At 43.2% G+C, this 14,659-nt stretch carries 14 protein-coding genes, 6 tRNA genes, 1 rRNA gene, 1 other RNA gene, 2 pseudogenes and 1 other annotated feature; all 24 genes and pseudogenes read left to right on the forward strand.

Annotated features, from left to right (window positions below; translation table 11 throughout):
* Nucleotides 1–284: pseudogene (locus BUB92_RS09755) on the forward strand (UPF0236 family protein); the annotation flags it as partial.
* A gap of 120 nt (nt 285–404) precedes the next feature.
* Nucleotides 405–607 (forward strand) — a binding site (T-box leader).
* A gap of 90 nt (nt 608–697) precedes the next feature.
* On the forward strand, nt 698–1,852 hold the full coding sequence (locus BUB92_RS09760) for a pyridoxal-phosphate-dependent aminotransferase family protein (protein WP_073093313.1): 1,155 nt from the start codon (nt 698–700) through the stop codon (nt 1,850–1,852).
* A gap of 23 nt (nt 1,853–1,875) precedes the next feature.
* On the forward strand, nt 1,876–3,468 hold the full coding sequence (gene serA / locus BUB92_RS09765; protein ID WP_073093314.1) for a phosphoglycerate dehydrogenase: 1,593 nt from the start codon (nt 1,876–1,878) through the stop codon (nt 3,466–3,468).
* 30 nt (nt 3,469–3,498) lie between these two features.
* Nucleotides 3,499–4,782, forward strand: coding sequence for a serine--tRNA ligase (gene serS / locus BUB92_RS09770; protein ID WP_073093315.1), 1,284 nt, complete (start codon nt 3,499–3,501; stop codon nt 4,780–4,782).
* Between the two features lie 72 nt (nt 4,783–4,854).
* Nucleotides 4,855–4,944, forward strand: a tRNA-Ser gene (locus tag BUB92_RS09775).
* A 28-nt stretch (nt 4,945–4,972) separates the two neighbouring features.
* A tRNA-Ser gene (locus tag BUB92_RS09780) sits at nt 4,973–5,067 on the forward strand.
* 39 nt (nt 5,068–5,106) lie between these two features.
* A tRNA-Arg gene (locus tag BUB92_RS09785) sits at nt 5,107–5,183 on the forward strand.
* Nucleotides 5,184–5,223: 40 nt separating this feature from the next.
* A tRNA-Arg gene (locus BUB92_RS09790) sits at nt 5,224–5,300 on the forward strand.
* 38 nt (nt 5,301–5,338) lie between these two features.
* Nucleotides 5,339–5,779, forward strand: a pseudogene (tadA, locus tag BUB92_RS09795) (tRNA adenosine(34) deaminase TadA); the annotation flags it as partial.
* A tRNA-Ser gene (locus BUB92_RS09800) sits at nt 5,763–5,856 on the forward strand. The pseudogene tadA and the gene BUB92_RS09800, both read left to right, overlap by 17 nt.
* Nucleotides 5,857–5,886: 30 nt before the next feature.
* A tRNA-Ser gene (locus BUB92_RS09805) sits at nt 5,887–5,981 on the forward strand.
* 199 nt (nt 5,982–6,180) lie between these two features.
* Nucleotides 6,181–6,750, forward strand: a complete 570-nt coding sequence (locus BUB92_RS09810; protein ID WP_073093317.1) for a xanthine phosphoribosyltransferase — start codon at nt 6,181–6,183, stop codon at nt 6,748–6,750.
* Nucleotides 6,751–6,833: 83 nt separating this feature from the next.
* Nucleotides 6,834–7,099, forward strand: an RNA gene (gene ffs / locus BUB92_RS09815) — signal recognition particle sRNA large type.
* Between the two features lie 125 nt (nt 7,100–7,224).
* Nucleotides 7,225–8,739 (forward strand): DNA polymerase III subunit gamma/tau, encoded by a 1,515-nt coding sequence (dnaX, locus tag BUB92_RS09820; RefSeq protein WP_073093318.1) that lies wholly within the window; start codon nt 7,225–7,227, stop codon nt 8,737–8,739.
* A gap of 13 nt (nt 8,740–8,752) precedes the next feature.
* Nucleotides 8,753–9,079 (forward strand): YbaB/EbfC family nucleoid-associated protein, encoded by a 327-nt coding sequence (locus BUB92_RS09825; protein WP_073093319.1) that lies wholly within the window; start codon nt 8,753–8,755, stop codon nt 9,077–9,079.
* A gap of 89 nt (nt 9,080–9,168) precedes the next feature.
* Nucleotides 9,169–9,762 carry a recombination mediator RecR gene (gene recR, locus BUB92_RS09830; RefSeq protein WP_073093321.1) on the forward strand — a complete coding sequence of 198 codons (594 nt, stop codon included), beginning with the start codon at nt 9,169–9,171 and terminating at the stop codon, nt 9,760–9,762.
* Between the two features lie 72 nt (nt 9,763–9,834).
* A complete protein-coding gene (locus BUB92_RS09835) occupies nt 9,835–10,089 on the forward strand; it encodes a DUF2508 family protein (RefSeq protein ID WP_073093322.1) in 255 nt (84 codons plus the stop codon).
* Between the two features lie 15 nt (nt 10,090–10,104).
* On the forward strand, nt 10,105–10,371 hold the full coding sequence (locus BUB92_RS09840; RefSeq protein WP_242939048.1) for a pro-sigmaK processing inhibitor BofA family protein: 267 nt from the start codon (nt 10,105–10,107) through the stop codon (nt 10,369–10,371).
* A 211-nt stretch (nt 10,372–10,582) separates the two neighbouring features.
* Nucleotides 10,583–11,260 (forward strand): P-loop NTPase family protein, encoded by a 678-nt coding sequence (locus BUB92_RS09845; RefSeq protein ID WP_200774250.1) that lies wholly within the window; start codon nt 10,583–10,585, stop codon nt 11,258–11,260.
* 51 nt (nt 11,261–11,311) lie between these two features.
* On the forward strand, nt 11,312–12,400 hold the full coding sequence (locus BUB92_RS09850) for a ferredoxin oxidoreductase (protein ID WP_073093324.1): 1,089 nt from the start codon (nt 11,312–11,314) through the stop codon (nt 12,398–12,400).
* 17 nt (nt 12,401–12,417) lie between these two features.
* Nucleotides 12,418–13,167 (forward strand): thiamine pyrophosphate-dependent enzyme, encoded by a 750-nt coding sequence (locus BUB92_RS09855; RefSeq protein WP_073093325.1) that lies wholly within the window; start codon nt 12,418–12,420, stop codon nt 13,165–13,167.
* Nucleotides 13,168–13,749: a 2-oxoacid:acceptor oxidoreductase family protein gene (locus BUB92_RS09860; protein WP_073093326.1), complete on the forward strand. Its 582-nt coding sequence runs from the start codon at nt 13,168–13,170 to the stop codon at nt 13,747–13,749. It begins immediately after the preceding gene.
* Nucleotides 13,749–14,018, forward strand: a complete 270-nt coding sequence (locus BUB92_RS09865) for a 4Fe-4S dicluster domain-containing protein (RefSeq protein WP_073093328.1) — start codon at nt 13,749–13,751, stop codon at nt 14,016–14,018. Before BUB92_RS09860 ends, BUB92_RS09865 begins: the two co-directional genes overlap by 1 nt.
* Before the next feature lie 306 nt (nt 14,019–14,324).
* Nucleotides 14,325–14,659: ribosomal RNA gene (locus BUB92_RS09870) — 16S ribosomal RNA — on the forward strand; the annotation flags it as partial.

Below are 14,659 nucleotides of genomic sequence, written 5' to 3' on the forward strand. Positions count from 1 at the left end.
CAAGCCGTTTAAGTAGCCGCCCAATGGGTTGGAGTCGGGAAGGACTGCGAGCAATGGCTGAACTGCGAGCATACTTAAGTAGCGGCGGCAAGATCAGCCTGAAGCATTTAAAACAGGAACCAAAGAAAAGCTATAGCCTAGAAAAAGCTATGGCCTTAAAGGTCAGCAATACCTTTACCAGAACACGTGAACAATTAAATAATGTGCCCATATTAAGCAAAGGTAAAGTGATACCAATGTTTAAATGTTTGAAAGATATGCATAATGGAACATCTAATTTATAAACCAAAATAGAGTGGTCATTAATTTATAAATATCCTATAAAAAGTTGACACTATCTTATGTTAGTAAAATCTTGCTAAAGCATAAAATATATAATATAATTTTAGATAAACTAAATACAGTTAAAGGCAGTGAACGGGAATAGTAGAATTGATGGCTGGTCAAGAGAGCTGGTGGCAGGTGCAAACCAGTGCAGCGTCAATTTGAATCCACCCGGGAGCTGGCTGTGCAAAGCAGTACCGGTAATGCCGTTATCATCTATGAGGTGGACACTTGCAGGTGTCAATTAGGGTGGCAACGCGGGAAACAGTCTCTCGTCCCTTATTAAGGGATAGAGAGGCTTTTTTATATATAGAAATAAATGTATACAGGGATGCATGCTGGTTAATGTTTGGAATGAAGGAGGTATTTTTTGATGACAGGAGAACAGTATCTGCTGCTTCCTGGTCCTACCCCGCTTCCCAATCGGATTATAAGGGCTATGGGAAGGCCGCTTATCAACCATCGGGGACCGGAATTTAAGGAGATTTTGCAGGAAGTAACTGCCGGAGTAAAAGAGATTTATCAGACTAAACACCATGTCCTTATTTATCCTTCTTCCGGGACGGGAGGTTTAGAGGCAGCAGTAGTAAACTTTATTTCCCCAGGAGATAAGGTTTTAGCTGTTTCCATCGGGGTTTTTGGCGATAGATTTGCTACCATTGCCAGAAACTTTGGGGCCCAGGTAGAAAAGATTGATTTTCCCTGGGGGGAAGCTGCTGATCCGGAAATCATCGGAGAAAGGCTGAAAAGAGATGTAAATGGGGAAATAAAAGCTGTACTCATAACCCATAATGAAACTTCTACCTGTGTTTTTAATGACCTGAAGGCTATCAAAGAAGCAGCCAAAGACCATCCCGCTCTGTTTCTGGTAGATGCGGTAAGCGGTCTGGCGGCTGTTGACCTCAGGATGGATGAGTGGGGAATAGATGTGGCCGTGAGCGGATCGCAGAAGGCTTTTATGGTTCCTCCCGGACTTTCTTTTCTGGCTTTTAACGACAGGGCTTATGCTGCTTATAAAAGATCAAAGACTCCTAAATTCTACTGGGATATTGACCTGGGTCTGGAGTATCTGGAAAAAGGACAGAATCCGGTTACTCCTCCTATATCCATATATTATGGGATGCAGGAAGCCCTGCGGATGATGAAAGAAGAAGGTTTGGAAAATATTTTAAAGAGGCATAAAAACTACCGGGATATGGTGAGGAAAAGCATAAAAGCCATGGGGCTTAAACTGCTGGCCAGGGATGAAAACGCATCTACAGCCGGAACAGCAGTGGTAGCGCCAGAAGGGATAGGGGCCAATAAGATTCGCCAGTATATGCGGGAAAAATTTAATATTGTCCTGGCAGGAGGACAGCAAAACCTTAATGATGTTATTTTCCGTATAGGACATCTGGGATATGTGAGGGAATTGGATCTGCTGGCGGTTATAGCCGCTTTGGAAATAACCTTAAAAGAATTAGGTTTTGCTTTAAATATGGGCGAAGGGGTTAAAACCGCCCAGGAATTTATATTAAACAACTACTAAAGATAGAGAAAGGGGAGTTGAAGGTGGAGAGGAAAAAGGTTCTTATAAGTGAACGCATTGCCGAAGAAGGAGTAGAAATTTTAAAGAGGGAGCTGGATGTTGATTATCGTGATGGCATATCAAGAGAAGAGCTGCTTTCTATTATAGACAGGTATGATGCCCTTATAGTAAGAAGTGTTACGAGGGTTGATGAGGAACTTATCCAGAGAGGCAAGAGATTAAAGATAGTCGGAAGGGCGGGTAATGGCGTAGATAATATAGATGTAGATGTATGTACCCGCTATGGGGTAATAGTAGCTAATACCCCGGACAGCAATACTATATCAGCAGCGGAACAGACGATAGCCCTGATGCTGGCTGGGGCCCGTAAAACAGCATGGGCTAATAATTATCTGAAAAGCGGGGTATGGGACCGCAAACCTTTCCGCGGTATTGAGCTTTATGGGAAAACTGTAGGTATAGTAGGTTTGGGACGCATAGGCTCCATGGTAGCTACCCGCCTGAAAGCTTTTAATATGCGGGTTATTGCTTATGATCCTTATATTGCCGATGAAAGGTTTGAGCGTTTTGGGGCGGAAAAGAAGGAAACCCTGGAAGAATTGATGAGAGAGGCAGATATTATTACTGTTCATACCCCGCGCAATGAGGAAACTATGCATATGATTGATGAAAAAATGCTGAGCTTAGCTAAGGATGGAGTAGGAATAGTAAACTGCGCGCGGGGAGGAATAATAAAAGAAACCGCTATAATAGCCGGACTGGAAAGTGGGAAAATAGCTTTTGCCGGCCTGGATGTTTTTGAAAAAGAGCCTATTACCGACAGCCCTCTGTTTAAGTTCAATAATGTAGTGGTAACCCCCCATCTCGGAGCTGATACTTATGAAGCCCAGAAAAGGGTGGGAGAAGATATTGCCCTTCAGGTTATAAAGGCTTTAAGAGGGGAAATCGTTCCCAATGTTGTAAACCTGCCTACTATGCTGAAAGAAGAGCTGGATTATTTGAAACCTTATATAACCCTGGCGGAAAAAATGGGCAGTATTTACTATCAATTGGAAAGAACTCCTATAAGCCGCATAGATGTAACCTATAGTGGGCCTATAACGAAAAATGAGACGGAAATACTTACTATTGCTCTGTTAAAAGGCCTTTTATCTCCGGTTATGGAAGAAAAGGTTAATTATGTAAATGCCCGTCTCCTGGCTCAGGATCGCGGTATAAAAATTTATGAACACCGGGAAGAGCAGACTAATAAGCGCTATAAAAATCTTATCAATGTAAAGATATTTACTAACCGCTGCGCTCTGGATATAACCGGAACTATATCCCGGGCCAAGAATCCGATACTGGTAGAAATAAATGGCTATGAAACGGAAACTGATCTCGAAGGCCTGGTCTTAATAGTAGAAAATGAGGATAGGCCCCGGGTTATAGGACCATTTGCCACTATTTTAGGAGATCATGGCATAAATATAGCTTCCATGAAAGTTGCCCGTCGCAACAAGGGAGAAAAAGCGGTCATGCTTATAAATGTAGATAATGAAGTAAGTGAGGAATTAATGGATATACTTGCCAAGTCAGATGGTATAATGAGCAGGCCTAAGCTTTTGCGTTTTTAGCCGGGAAATTTTAAAAGAGGGGGTCTTTAGATGTTAGATGCTAAAATGATCAGAGCCAACCCGGAGAAGGTGGAAAGGGAGCTGGAAAAAAGAAACATTAAAGAGGGCTTAAAAGAATTTTTAGCCCTGGATGAAGAAAGGAGAAGTATTTTATCTAAAGTAGAAGAACTGAGAAATTTCCGCAATTCAGCTTCCAGGGAAGTAGGAGAACTGAAGAAGCAAGGTAAAGACCCGCAGGATTTAATGGAAAAGGTAAGGAAAGTGGGGGAGGAGATTAAGGAATTAGAAGAAAAACTTAAACAAAAAGAGGAAGAAATCGAAAACATTCTGCTTAGGATTCCTAATCTTCCTCATCCCTCCGTACCGGTAGGAGAAGATGAAAGATTTAATGTAGAAGTAAGGCGGTGGGGAGAGCCGCGCCGTTTTGATTTTGAACCTAAAGCTCACTGGGATTTAGGAGTAGATCTGGATATACTTGATTTTGAAAGAGGGGCTAAACTTTCGGGAGCCCGGTTTACCGTATACAAAGGTATGGGGGCCAGGTTGGAAAGGGCTATAATAAACTTTTTCCTGGATGTGCATACAGGAGAACATGGATATAAAGAGATACTGCCTCCTTTTATGGTCAACGACTATTGTATGGTAGGGACTGGACAGCTTCCCAAATTTGCCGAAGATATGTTTAAAGTAGAAGGAAGGGATATGTATCTGGTTCCCACAGCCGAAGTGCCCCTTACCAATCTGCACCGGGAAGAAATCCTGGATGATGAAGATCTGCCTCTGTATTTTACCGCCTATACCCCTTGCTTTAGAGCGGAAGCAGGTTCTCATGGCCGGGATACCCGGGGAATTATAAGACAGCATCAGTTCAACAAGGTGGAATTAGTAAAAATAACACGGCCGGAAGAATCTTATGAAGAACTAGAGAAGATGACCCGGGATGCGGAAAGGGTTTTGCAGCTTTTAGGCCTTCCTTACCGGGTGGTTCTTCTCTGTACAGGAGATATGGGTTTTTCGTCGGCCAAGACTTATGATATAGAGGTATGGATGCCCAGCTATAATGAATATAAAGAAATTTCTTCCTGCTCTAACTGTGAAGACTTTCAGGCCCGGAGGGCCAATATAAGATACCGTCCGGCGCGGGGAGAAAAACCGCGTTATGTACACACCTTGAATGGATCGGGGGTAGCAGTAGGGCGTACACTGGCGGCTATACTGGAAAACTACCAGCAGGAGGATGGTTCGGTACTGGTTCCGGAAGCTTTAGTTCCTTATATGGGTGGCATAAAAGTGATAAAAAGGAATGATTTATAAAAAGATGTTTGGTTGACAACAATAAGCTGGTGTGCTATACTATCCCTTGCATTGGATAGAAATCCGCAGGATGGAGGGGTGTCCGAGCGGTTTAAGGAGGCGGTCTTGAAAACCGTTGAACCTTTACGGGTTCCGTGGGTTCGAATCCCACCTCCTCCGCCAGTTAGCACCGCTTCATGCATCGACATACGGAGAGATGGCCGAGTAGGCTGAAGGCGCTCGCCTGCTAAGCGAGTACATGGGCTAAAACCTGTGTCGCGGGTTCGAATCCCGCTCTCTCCGCCATTAACTGCCTAAAATTTTTTATTTAAATTAAATAGATACGCGCCCGTAGCTCAGCTGGATAGAGTAACAGACTACGAATCTGGAGGTCGCAGGTTCGAATCCTGCCGGGCGCGCCATGTTTTATTAGTAGCAGGATAGATATTTATATATAATCTAGCGCCCGTAGCTCAGGAGGATAGAGCAGCGGTTTCCTAAACCGCGTGCCAGGGGTTCGAGTCCCTTCGGGCGCACCATATGGCGGTGAATCCCTATAAATCGGGATATTTTATATATGCGCCTGGCTTTAGCCCTGGCTAAAAAAGCTTATTTTTTAGGTGAAGTTCCGGTAGGAGCGGTAGCCGTATGTGATGATGAGGTAATAGCCTGGGCGTATAATGAAAAAGAAAAAAGAAATGATGCTACTTTTCATGCCGAAATGCTGGCTTTACAGAGAGCTGCTGCCTACCTGAAAAGGTGGCGGCTTACTGATGTGACATTATACTGTACTCTGGAACCTTGTCCTATGTGTGCAGGAGCCATGGTGAATGCACGTTTAGGAAGGTTAGTTTTTGGAGCTAGAGATCCCAAAGCAGGAGCAGCAGGATCAATACTGGAGATTGTAAGATATCCGCTTTTAAATCATCAGGTGGAGACCTGTGGGGGAATACTTGAGGAAGAATGTGCTGAGCTTTTGAGCTCATTCTTCGCGGATTTGAGGAGAGATGGCCGAGTTGGTCGAAGGCGCTCGACTCGAAATCGAGTAGACGGTTAAAAACCGTCTCGTGAGTTCGAATCTCACTCTCTCCGCCAGAAAAAGAAAAACTTTATATATATATACACGGAGAGGTGGCTGAGTTGGCTGAAGGCGCTCGATTGGAAATCGAGTACACGGGCTAAAACCTGTGTCGCGGGTTCGAATCCCGCCCTCTCCGCCAGTTGGCAAAAAGCACGGGAATTTTCCCGTGTTTTATTTTCCCCAGGGAAAGATAAATAATTTAACCTGGGTTTATGGGGAAAAATAAAGCCGGTTAGAAATTCCACCCGACCAGGAAAAAGTATTTGTATAAATAAAGGACATGTTTTAAAATTATTGTTATTCATACTAAATTTAAAAAATATAGGGGTTATGAGGTTATGGAACTTTTAAAGCGTAAGATTTTGGAGGAAGGCGAAGTTATAGGCGAAGATATACTAAAAGTAGATTCTTTTTTGAATCACCAGCTGGATATAGAGTTTTTGAATGAAGTGGGGCGCGAATTCTGGTATAGATTCAAGGATGAGAAGGTTACCCGCATATTGACTATTGAATCATCCGGCATTGCCATTGCTGCTATAACCGCTCAGTATTTTAAAGTTCCCGTAGTTTTTGCTAAAAAAAATATTTCCCGTAATCTCGATACCGAGATATATACCAGTGAAGTTTTTTCTTTTACCAAAGGAACTACTTATCAGATTAAAGTGGCCAAAAGATATATTACCAGCCAGGATCGCATATTGATAATCGATGATTTTTTGGCCAATGGAAGAGCTGTTTTAGGGCTTAAAGATATAATTGAACAGGCAGGAGCCTATCTGGTGGGGGTAGGAATAGTCATTGAGAAAGGCTTTCAGCAGGGAGGCAAGACATTAAGGGAAGCCGGGGTAAATTTGCATTCCCTGGCTATAGTTGATTCTATGCGTGATGGTAAAATTGTTTTTAGATGATAATTATATGGGGAAAAAAGGATTAGCCTTGTCATTCCCGATTAAAAAAGGTACAATAAATGAGCAGAAGGAAATAAACTATGCCGTGCTAGACGGGGAATTAGCGGTGCCCTGTAACCTGCAACCCGCTATAGCAGGGTCGAATTCCTGAGCTGAGGGTTTATCCTGTGAGGTCTGGCCAGGATAAGTGGTGTAGAAGTCTGGGTCCTGCGCAATAAGAGGCCTTGAACCGTGTCAGGTCCGGGAGGAAGCAGCACTAAGAGGTTTATCTTATGTGCCGCGGGGTAGCCTGGATGGAGCTAACTATCCTGGTAACGCTCGGGGGATATTCTCGAAGCCAGGTGCACGGCATTTTATTTAAAAAGTTTATAGGAACCGTTCTTAACCTTAATTAAAGGCAAGAGAAGTAGCAGGCAGAAGACCTGCTATTTTTACTATATAGGGCGAAGGGTTTTTTTATGAGGGGGTAAAAAGATGTCATATCTGGCTTTATACCGTGTTCATCGCCCACAGAGATTTGAAGAAGTGGTAGGCCAGGATAAAATCGTTAAGGCTCTCCAAAATGCCTTGAGGGAGGACAGGTTATCCCATGCCTATCTTTTTGCCGGTCCGCGGGGAACCGGCAAAACCAGTATAGCCAAAATTGTCGCCAAGGCGGTAAATTGTGAAAGCCCCAAGGAGGGGGAACCTTGTAACCAGTGTGCCAGCTGCCGGGATATAAATAACGGCACTTTTATGGATGTGGTAGAAATTGATGCCGCCTCTAACCGGGGAATAGACGAAATGCGGGATTTAAGAGAAAAGGTAAGGATCTTACCTGCCCAGGGCAAGCGCAAGGTTTATATAATAGATGAAGTCCATATGCTTACTACCGAGGCTTTTAATGCCCTGTTAAAAACCCTGGAAGAACCTCCTTCCCATGTAATATTTATACTGGCAACGACAGAACCCCAGAGGATACCGGCTACCATAAAATCAAGATGCCAGATTTATTATTTTCGCCGTCTCACCTTAGAGGAGATTGCCGGCAGGCTTAAAAAGGTGAGCGAGGCTTATGGTATGGATTGGGAAGAGGATGCTTTATATCTGGTAGCGCGCCGGGCTAACGGGGGTTTAAGAGATGCTTTGAGCATCATGGATCAGGTATATGCCTATAAAGGAGAAAGGATAACCAAACAGGATGTGCTTGATGTTTTAGGTGTGGTAGATGATGTTTTTTTAGCCCATCTTTTGGATGCGGTATTAAGCAGGGATATGAAAAGGGTAATCGAGATGCTGGGACAGGCATTAAATGAGGGCAAAGAAGCTCAGCAGTTGGCCCGGGAAACTGTTTTTTATCTGCGCGACCTTTTGCTTTACAAGCATCTGGGGGATAAGGCTGATTTTTACGTAGTAACCGGGGATAATGTCCACTTTTTAGAAGAACAAAAAGGAAAAGTAGATCAGGATGCTTTGCTCAAGGCTTTGCGCATAATGATGAATTCCGTAGAAAGGCTTAAGTTTAGCGAAGGAAACAGATTTTTACTCGAAATGGCTTTTTTAGAGATGATGGATATTTTATCATCTTCCCCGGGTAAACTGGTGGAAGGAGAAGATGAGATGACAGGAGATAAGAAACCTGCTTCCGGAAAGAGCAAAACACCAGTTAAAGAAAAAGCCAGAGATGAAGGGGAAAAGGTTTTATGGCAAAAGATTTTGGCCGGGGTTAAAGAGAAAAAAATTCCCACCCATGCTCTTTTATCCCAGGGAAAGTTTATCGGCATAAAAGATGATGTGATATATATAGGGTTTAAAAAAGGATATAGATTTCACAAGGAAAGGATGGAGGAAAGAGGAAATCGGGAGATATTAGAAGAAGTATTAGCAAAAATTTTTAAAAAACCCCTGGAGATACAGTTTATTTTTCTTGATGATGACCAATATAATGATATTATGGTGAAAAAAGCGATAGAATATTTTGGGGAAGATGTAGTGCAAATTAGAGATTAAGGAGGAAGATAAAATGGTTTTTAATCCGGGTGGAGCATCTCTGAGTAAGATGATGAAAGAAGCTAAGAAGGTACAGGAAAGGATAGCTAAACTGCAGGAAGAGCTGGAAAACAGAGTAGTGGAAGCTTCCGCAGGAGGGGGAGCTGTACAGGTTAAAGTAAACGGAAAACAACAGCTGCTGGAGATAAAAATAAGCAAAGAAGCTGTAGATCCTGAGGATATAGAAATGCTGGAAGACATGATTTTAGCTGCGGTTAATGAAGGCTTAAAATCAGCACAAGAGATGGTTTCCGAAGAAATGGCCAAGATAACAGGGGGACTTAATATACCGGGGTTATAAATGGAGTTAACGCTGACAGAAAAGAAAGAAGGGAAAAAATCTGTCAGCGTTAAATTTTGCTTAAAGGTTTTTAAGGGGGGAAAAAACTTATGCATTTTGCCCGTCCGTTGGAAAAACTTATAGATGAACTGCAAAAACTTCCCACCATTGGACCGAAAACGGCCCAGAGGCTTGCTTTATACATACTTAAAACACCGGAAGAAGAAGTAAGAAAACTGGCTGAAGCTATTATAGATGCTAAATCCAGGGTATTTCCCTGTTCCCGATGTGGATATTTGACCGATATTGATCCTTGTCCGATATGCCGTGATGAAAAGAGGGATAAGAGTATATTATGCGTAGCCGAAGAAGCGGGCGATATTATTGCTATTGAGCGGACTGGATTTAAAGGACAGTATTTTGTGCTTAACAAAGATTTTAATCTTATGGGCCATGATGATCTGGGTTCTTTAAATATAAAACCTCTGGAGGAAAGGCTTAAAACCGGAGAAGTAAAAGAAGTCATTTTAGCCCTTAATCCAGATATTGATGGCGAAATTTTAGCCCGTTTTTTGGCCGGAGTAGTGGAAAAATACGGGGTAAAAGTGACCAGGCTGGCTCATGGCATCCCGGTGGGGGGTTATATAGAATTTGCTGATGAGATAACTTTGCGGCGCGCTATAGAAGGAAGGCGGGAAATCTAGCATAAAAATAGGGGCCTGGGCATAAGATGGAGTGGAGGAAAGCTTAGCTTTTATGCCGGGAGGATTATATTTATGCCTTGGTTTGGTTGTTTAAAAAACCTGGTGGCTAAATGTTTTTGCCTTAAGAGTGATATTACCTGCCGCCTCCCTTCTGACTTGGAGATGCTTGAGGATGCTAAAACTGAACTTTACCAGGCCCATAACATTCTATCCCATATAGAAGAGCCAGATATGCTGGATTGGGCTATATTCAATCTGCGGGCAGCCGAAGAAAAGTATAATTTTATTTTACGCCGCATAAAAAGGAGAGGGAAGGGTATAGATTAAGGGGAGGTGTTAAGGGTGGAAATATTAAATATAGTGATGGCAGCTGTTTTGCTTCTGGTTATCATATATATAATCACCCAGGTAGTATTAAAGCCGATAAAGATATTGGGGAAATTAATCATCAATTCTGTTTTAGGATTAATCCTGCTTATAGTAACCAATTACATAGGAGCTTTTTTTGCTTTTAAAGTAGCTATAAATCTTTTAACCGTACTCATAGCTGGATTCCTGGGTATCCCCGGAGTTTTGCTCCTTATATGTTTTCAGATGCTGCTTAAATAGATAAGAACTTAAGAAAAAAACAGCCGTTCCCTGACGCTAAAGGGAGCGGTTGTTTTTTCTTATCCGGCAATATTAAGATACCGTTAATCCTGTGTAAAAAATGTATATCCTATTGGCAGAAGACTTTATAAATATTGACGCATAATTTACAATTAATTTATACTGAAACAAAATATTTATGTATTAATTAATATTTTATGCGGTATTGGAGGTGCTGGTTGTTAATCAAGCAGAAAGGGTAGTTGAAGCCTTTATAGGAGAATATGCCAGTGGCAAAAGCGAAATCGCCATAAACAGAGCCGTAGAATTAAAAAGGCAAGGAAGAAAAGTTACTCTGGTAGATTTAGATACAGTCGAACCTTTTTATACTTTAAGGCCTATTAAGAGAAAGCTAGAGGATATGGGTTTGGAAGTGATAAGCCAGACGCGGGAAGATGCTTTTGGATTGGGCGAAACCGGAGCCATGCTGAATCCGCGTGCCAGGTGGGCCCTTTTTAATGAGGGAGATATTATCCTGGATGTAGGTTATGGCGTATATGGGGCCCGTACGCTAAACCTGGTGGAAGGGGCATATGAATCCCCTCATCTCCGAATAATAGCAGTAATAAATTATACCCGCCCTATGACCGGATCGCTTTCCCGGATCAAGGAGTATATAAAGGAATTGGGGCGGGTAGATGCGGTGGTGGCCAATACCCACTTGGGTGATGAAACTACTCCCCTTTTGATAAAAGAAGGGAATAAGGTAATAATAAAAGCAGCTCATGAGTTAGGTTTGCCGGTAGATTATATGGCTGTTGACAAGAGGTTTGCCGACAGGGATGATTTTAAAGATCTCGGAGTCAAGGTTAAATTTATAGAAAGGTATATGCCAAGCGCTATGTGGTAGTTAAATTTTTATATATAAAAAGTGATTACAGGCAGGAGGTGCATTAGATAAATGCAGAAGGTAATAGAAAAAGCCGGCAAGGCTTTTCTTACAGGAAATGAAGCGGCGGCCTGGGCAGCTTTAGCCGCAGGAGCTGAGATTATGTTTGGCTATCCTATAACTCCCCAGAATGAGATTATGCATTATTGGACCCGGCTGGCTCCGAAGTATGGGAGAGGTTTTCTGCAGACGGAAGATGAGATTTCCGCGGGGTTTACCGTTTGTGGAGCTGTGCAGGCAGGCAAAAAAGCTTTTACTGCTACAGCCGGCCCAGGCAATACCTTGATGCAGGAGCCTTTTAGCATGGCGGAAGCTATGCGTCTTCCTCTGGTAGCGATAATCCAGCAAAGAGGAGGGCCTTCGTCAGGAACAGTTATTTATTCTCAGCAGGAAGTAACCCTTACCACCTTTGGAGGTAACGGGGAAGGGCATCGTATAGTTTACTCTACCGCTTCCCATCAGGAAATATATGATTATGTTATAAAAGCTTTCAACACTGCCTGGAAGTATCGTTTTCCCACTTTTGTCCTGGGAGATGGCTATCAGGCCAAGATGCGGGAACCTTTAGTCATGTACGACCCGGAAGAGAAGGGTATGGAAATGGTAAAACCCTATCCTCTGGTAGGTTTGGAAGGCAAGATAGGAGAAGGGAGAGAGCCCCAGCATTTATGCAATATATACAGTATGGAAGAAGAATTATATGAAGTAGTAATGAAATTTGCTGCGGAATACGAAGCTATAGCTCCCGAAGTGGTGGAATACGAAGAAAAGAATTGTGATGATGCTGAGATATTGATACTTGCACATGGAGTAGTCTCCCGGGCAGCTGATGATGCTGTAAAAGCCCTGCGGGCGCAGGGAATAAAGGCGGGTTATTTCAGGCCTATAACCTTAAGACCTTTTCCGGGAAGGCAGCTTAGAGAAGTTATAGCTAAAAGCGGAGCCAAGAAGATGCTTATAGCAGAATCTGCTTATGGCCAGTTTGACCGCCTGGTAAAACAAGAAATATATGGAGAAACCATACCTATATATAATCTGTTTATGCCGGGAGTAGGCATTATCGATTATGACATTGTAAACAAAGTAAAAAGCATACTTTAATGAAGGAGGTAAAAAGAATGGTTTTGCCAGCAACCCCTAAATCCTGGTATTTACCGACCAAGCCGCACAAGTTCTGTCCTGGCTGTGGCCATGGCATTGTGCTCAAGGCTCTGGGCGAAGCTATAGATGAACTGGGGATACAGGATAAAACTGTATTCGGTTGTGATATAGGGTGTTCCCTCCTTTCCTGGAATTTCTTTGCCTGTGATAGTATCCAGACCCACCATGGGCGCACTACTCCGGTTATGGTAGGGATAAAGAGGGCTAGGCCTGAGCTTATCACTATTGGCTACATGGGAGATGGCGGGGGATATTCTATCGGGTCCCAGCACCTGTTGAATGCCGCGGTGCGTAATGAAAAGATCACGGTTATTCTGGTAAACAACACTAACTACGGTATGACCGGAGGCCAGATGGCCCCCACCACTTTACCGGGACAAAAGACGGAGACTACACCTTACGGCAGAGATCCGGAAATTACCGGTTATCCGACCAAAGGACCGGAATTTGTTGCGGCTCTAACCTCTGATGGTGCCTATGTAGCTCGGGGAACAGTTTCTAAATACAAGCAGCTTAAAAGGTTTATCAAAAACGCACTGCAAAACCAGATAGAGGGTAATGGATTTTCCTTTGTGGAAGCGCTTTCCACCTGTCCTACCAACTGGAGGACCAATGCTCAGCAGACCTGGAGCTTTTTAGAAGATGAGATGGAAAAATATTTCCCGGTTGGGGAATTTAAAAGCCCTTTGGGAAAGGGGGAAAAGTAAGTGGGATTGATAAAGATTGCTCTGGCCGGTGAAGGAGGGCAGGGAGTCCAGTCAATTGCTGAGATACTGGCTGAGGCTGCCTATGAAGAACAAAAACAGGCCATATATATACCTAATTTTGGGGTAGAACAGAGAGGCGGAGTTTCTATAGCCTTTTTGCAGGTAAGCGAGGAAAGGATAGGAGCTCCCAAGTTTAACAAGGCAGATGTCGTTATCGCTTTGAGCAAGCGAGCTGTTCCGCGTACGGCCAGATACTCGGATGAGAATACCATATTTGTATATGACAGCAGCTTTACTCCCGAGGAAGAAGAGTTGCCTAAAGAAGCGAAAAAAATAATTGGCTTACCTGCTCTAGATACAGCCAGCCGTGAATTGCATCCCCGGGTATTTAACATGATAATTATGGGGGCAGTTATCGGCTTTACCGGCATAGTGAGCCTGGGATCAGCCAAATATGCGCTGGAAAAGAAATTGGGAGCCAAGTTTGAAAAAGACCCGAAATTAAGAGAGCTTAATCACAAAGCGTTAGAAATAGGCTGGAATATGGCGCAGGAAGCCCTTAAGGAAGAGGTGGCAAAATAATGGGTAAACAGATAGAAGGGATAAAATTTGCTCTAGCTAAGGCTAATTTTTATATCTTTCCTGATTACTGCAAGGGATGCGGGTTGTGTAAAGAAAAATGCCCCAATGATGTTCTGGTATGGTCGGAAAAACTAGGGGTATATGGGACACCTACAGTAAAACCAAAAGATGAAGAGGGCTGCATCGCCTGCAGCATATGTGAAATGGTTTGTCCGGATTGTGCCATATATATCGAGAAAATAAAAAAGCCGAGAGCGGTTAATGAATAAAAAGGGGAGGGGTTTTCCCTCTCTTTTTATTTAAAAATAATATTCAAAATTGTCGATATTTTTTGTATAATATAATTACCAGCTAACATAATTATGAAAGATTAAAGTAATTTTTATCAGGTGTAAAAAAAATTTAAATATTTGTTGACAAGAAGCAAAAGAGGTGATAATATAATTCTTGCGCGACGCGGGGAGCGGGTCGCGGGATCTTGATAAAACTGAACAGCAAGGCAAGCGTGCGGGAGCAAATTGAGGATAGTAAGCCTTGAAAAGCTAGGGAAGCTAGGATAGGTAAGGAATAAGGATTTGAAGGAGAGTTTGATCCTGGCTCAGGACGAACGCTGGCGGCGTGCCTAACACATGCAAGTCGGACGGGGTATTTAAGAGGAATCTTTCGGGAGGAATCTTAAATACCTAGTGGCGGACGGGTGAGTAACGCGTGAGCAACCTACCCATAAGTGGGGGATAACACTGGGAAACTGGTGCTAATACCGCATAAGCTGTGTTCACCGCATGGGGGACACAGTAAAGATGGCCTATAGGGGCTATCGCTTATGGATGGGCTCGCGTCTGATTAGCTAGTTGGTGGGGTAACGGCCTACCAAGGCGACGATCAGTAGCCGGCCTGAGAGGGTGGACGG

It is taken from the genome of Thermosyntropha lipolytica DSM 11003, assembly GCF_900129805.1.
GTDB lineage: Bacteria > Bacillota > Syntrophomonadia > Syntrophomonadales > Syntrophomonadaceae > Thermosyntropha > Thermosyntropha lipolytica.

Bases quoted from the DNA above. Each gene is read 5' to 3' on its own strand.
- BUB92_RS09760 (WP_073093313.1), top strand. From the start codon at position 698: ATGACAGGAGAACAGTATCTGCTGCTTCCTGGTCCTACCCCGCTTCCC.
- serS (WP_073093315.1), top strand. From the start codon at position 3,499: ATGTTAGATGCTAAAATGATCAGAGCCAACCCGGAGAAGGTGGAAAGG.
- BUB92_RS09810 (WP_073093317.1), top strand. From the start codon at position 6,181: ATGGAACTTTTAAAGCGTAAGATTTTGGAGGAAGGCGAAGTTATAGGC.
- dnaX (WP_073093318.1), top strand. From the start codon at position 7,225: ATGTCATATCTGGCTTTATACCGTGTTCATCGCCCACAGAGATTTGAA.
- BUB92_RS09825 (WP_073093319.1), top strand. From the start codon at position 8,753: ATGGTTTTTAATCCGGGTGGAGCATCTCTGAGTAAGATGATGAAAGAA.
- recR (WP_073093321.1), top strand. From the start codon at position 9,169: ATGCATTTTGCCCGTCCGTTGGAAAAACTTATAGATGAACTGCAAAAA.
- BUB92_RS09835 (WP_073093322.1), top strand. From the start codon at position 9,835: ATGCCTTGGTTTGGTTGTTTAAAAAACCTGGTGGCTAAATGTTTTTGC.
- BUB92_RS09850 (WP_073093324.1), top strand. From the start codon at position 11,312: ATGCAGAAGGTAATAGAAAAAGCCGGCAAGGCTTTTCTTACAGGAAAT.
- BUB92_RS09855 (WP_073093325.1), top strand. From the start codon at position 12,418: ATGGTTTTGCCAGCAACCCCTAAATCCTGGTATTTACCGACCAAGCCG.
- BUB92_RS09865 (WP_073093328.1), top strand. From the start codon at position 13,749: ATGGGTAAACAGATAGAAGGGATAAAATTTGCTCTAGCTAAGGCTAAT.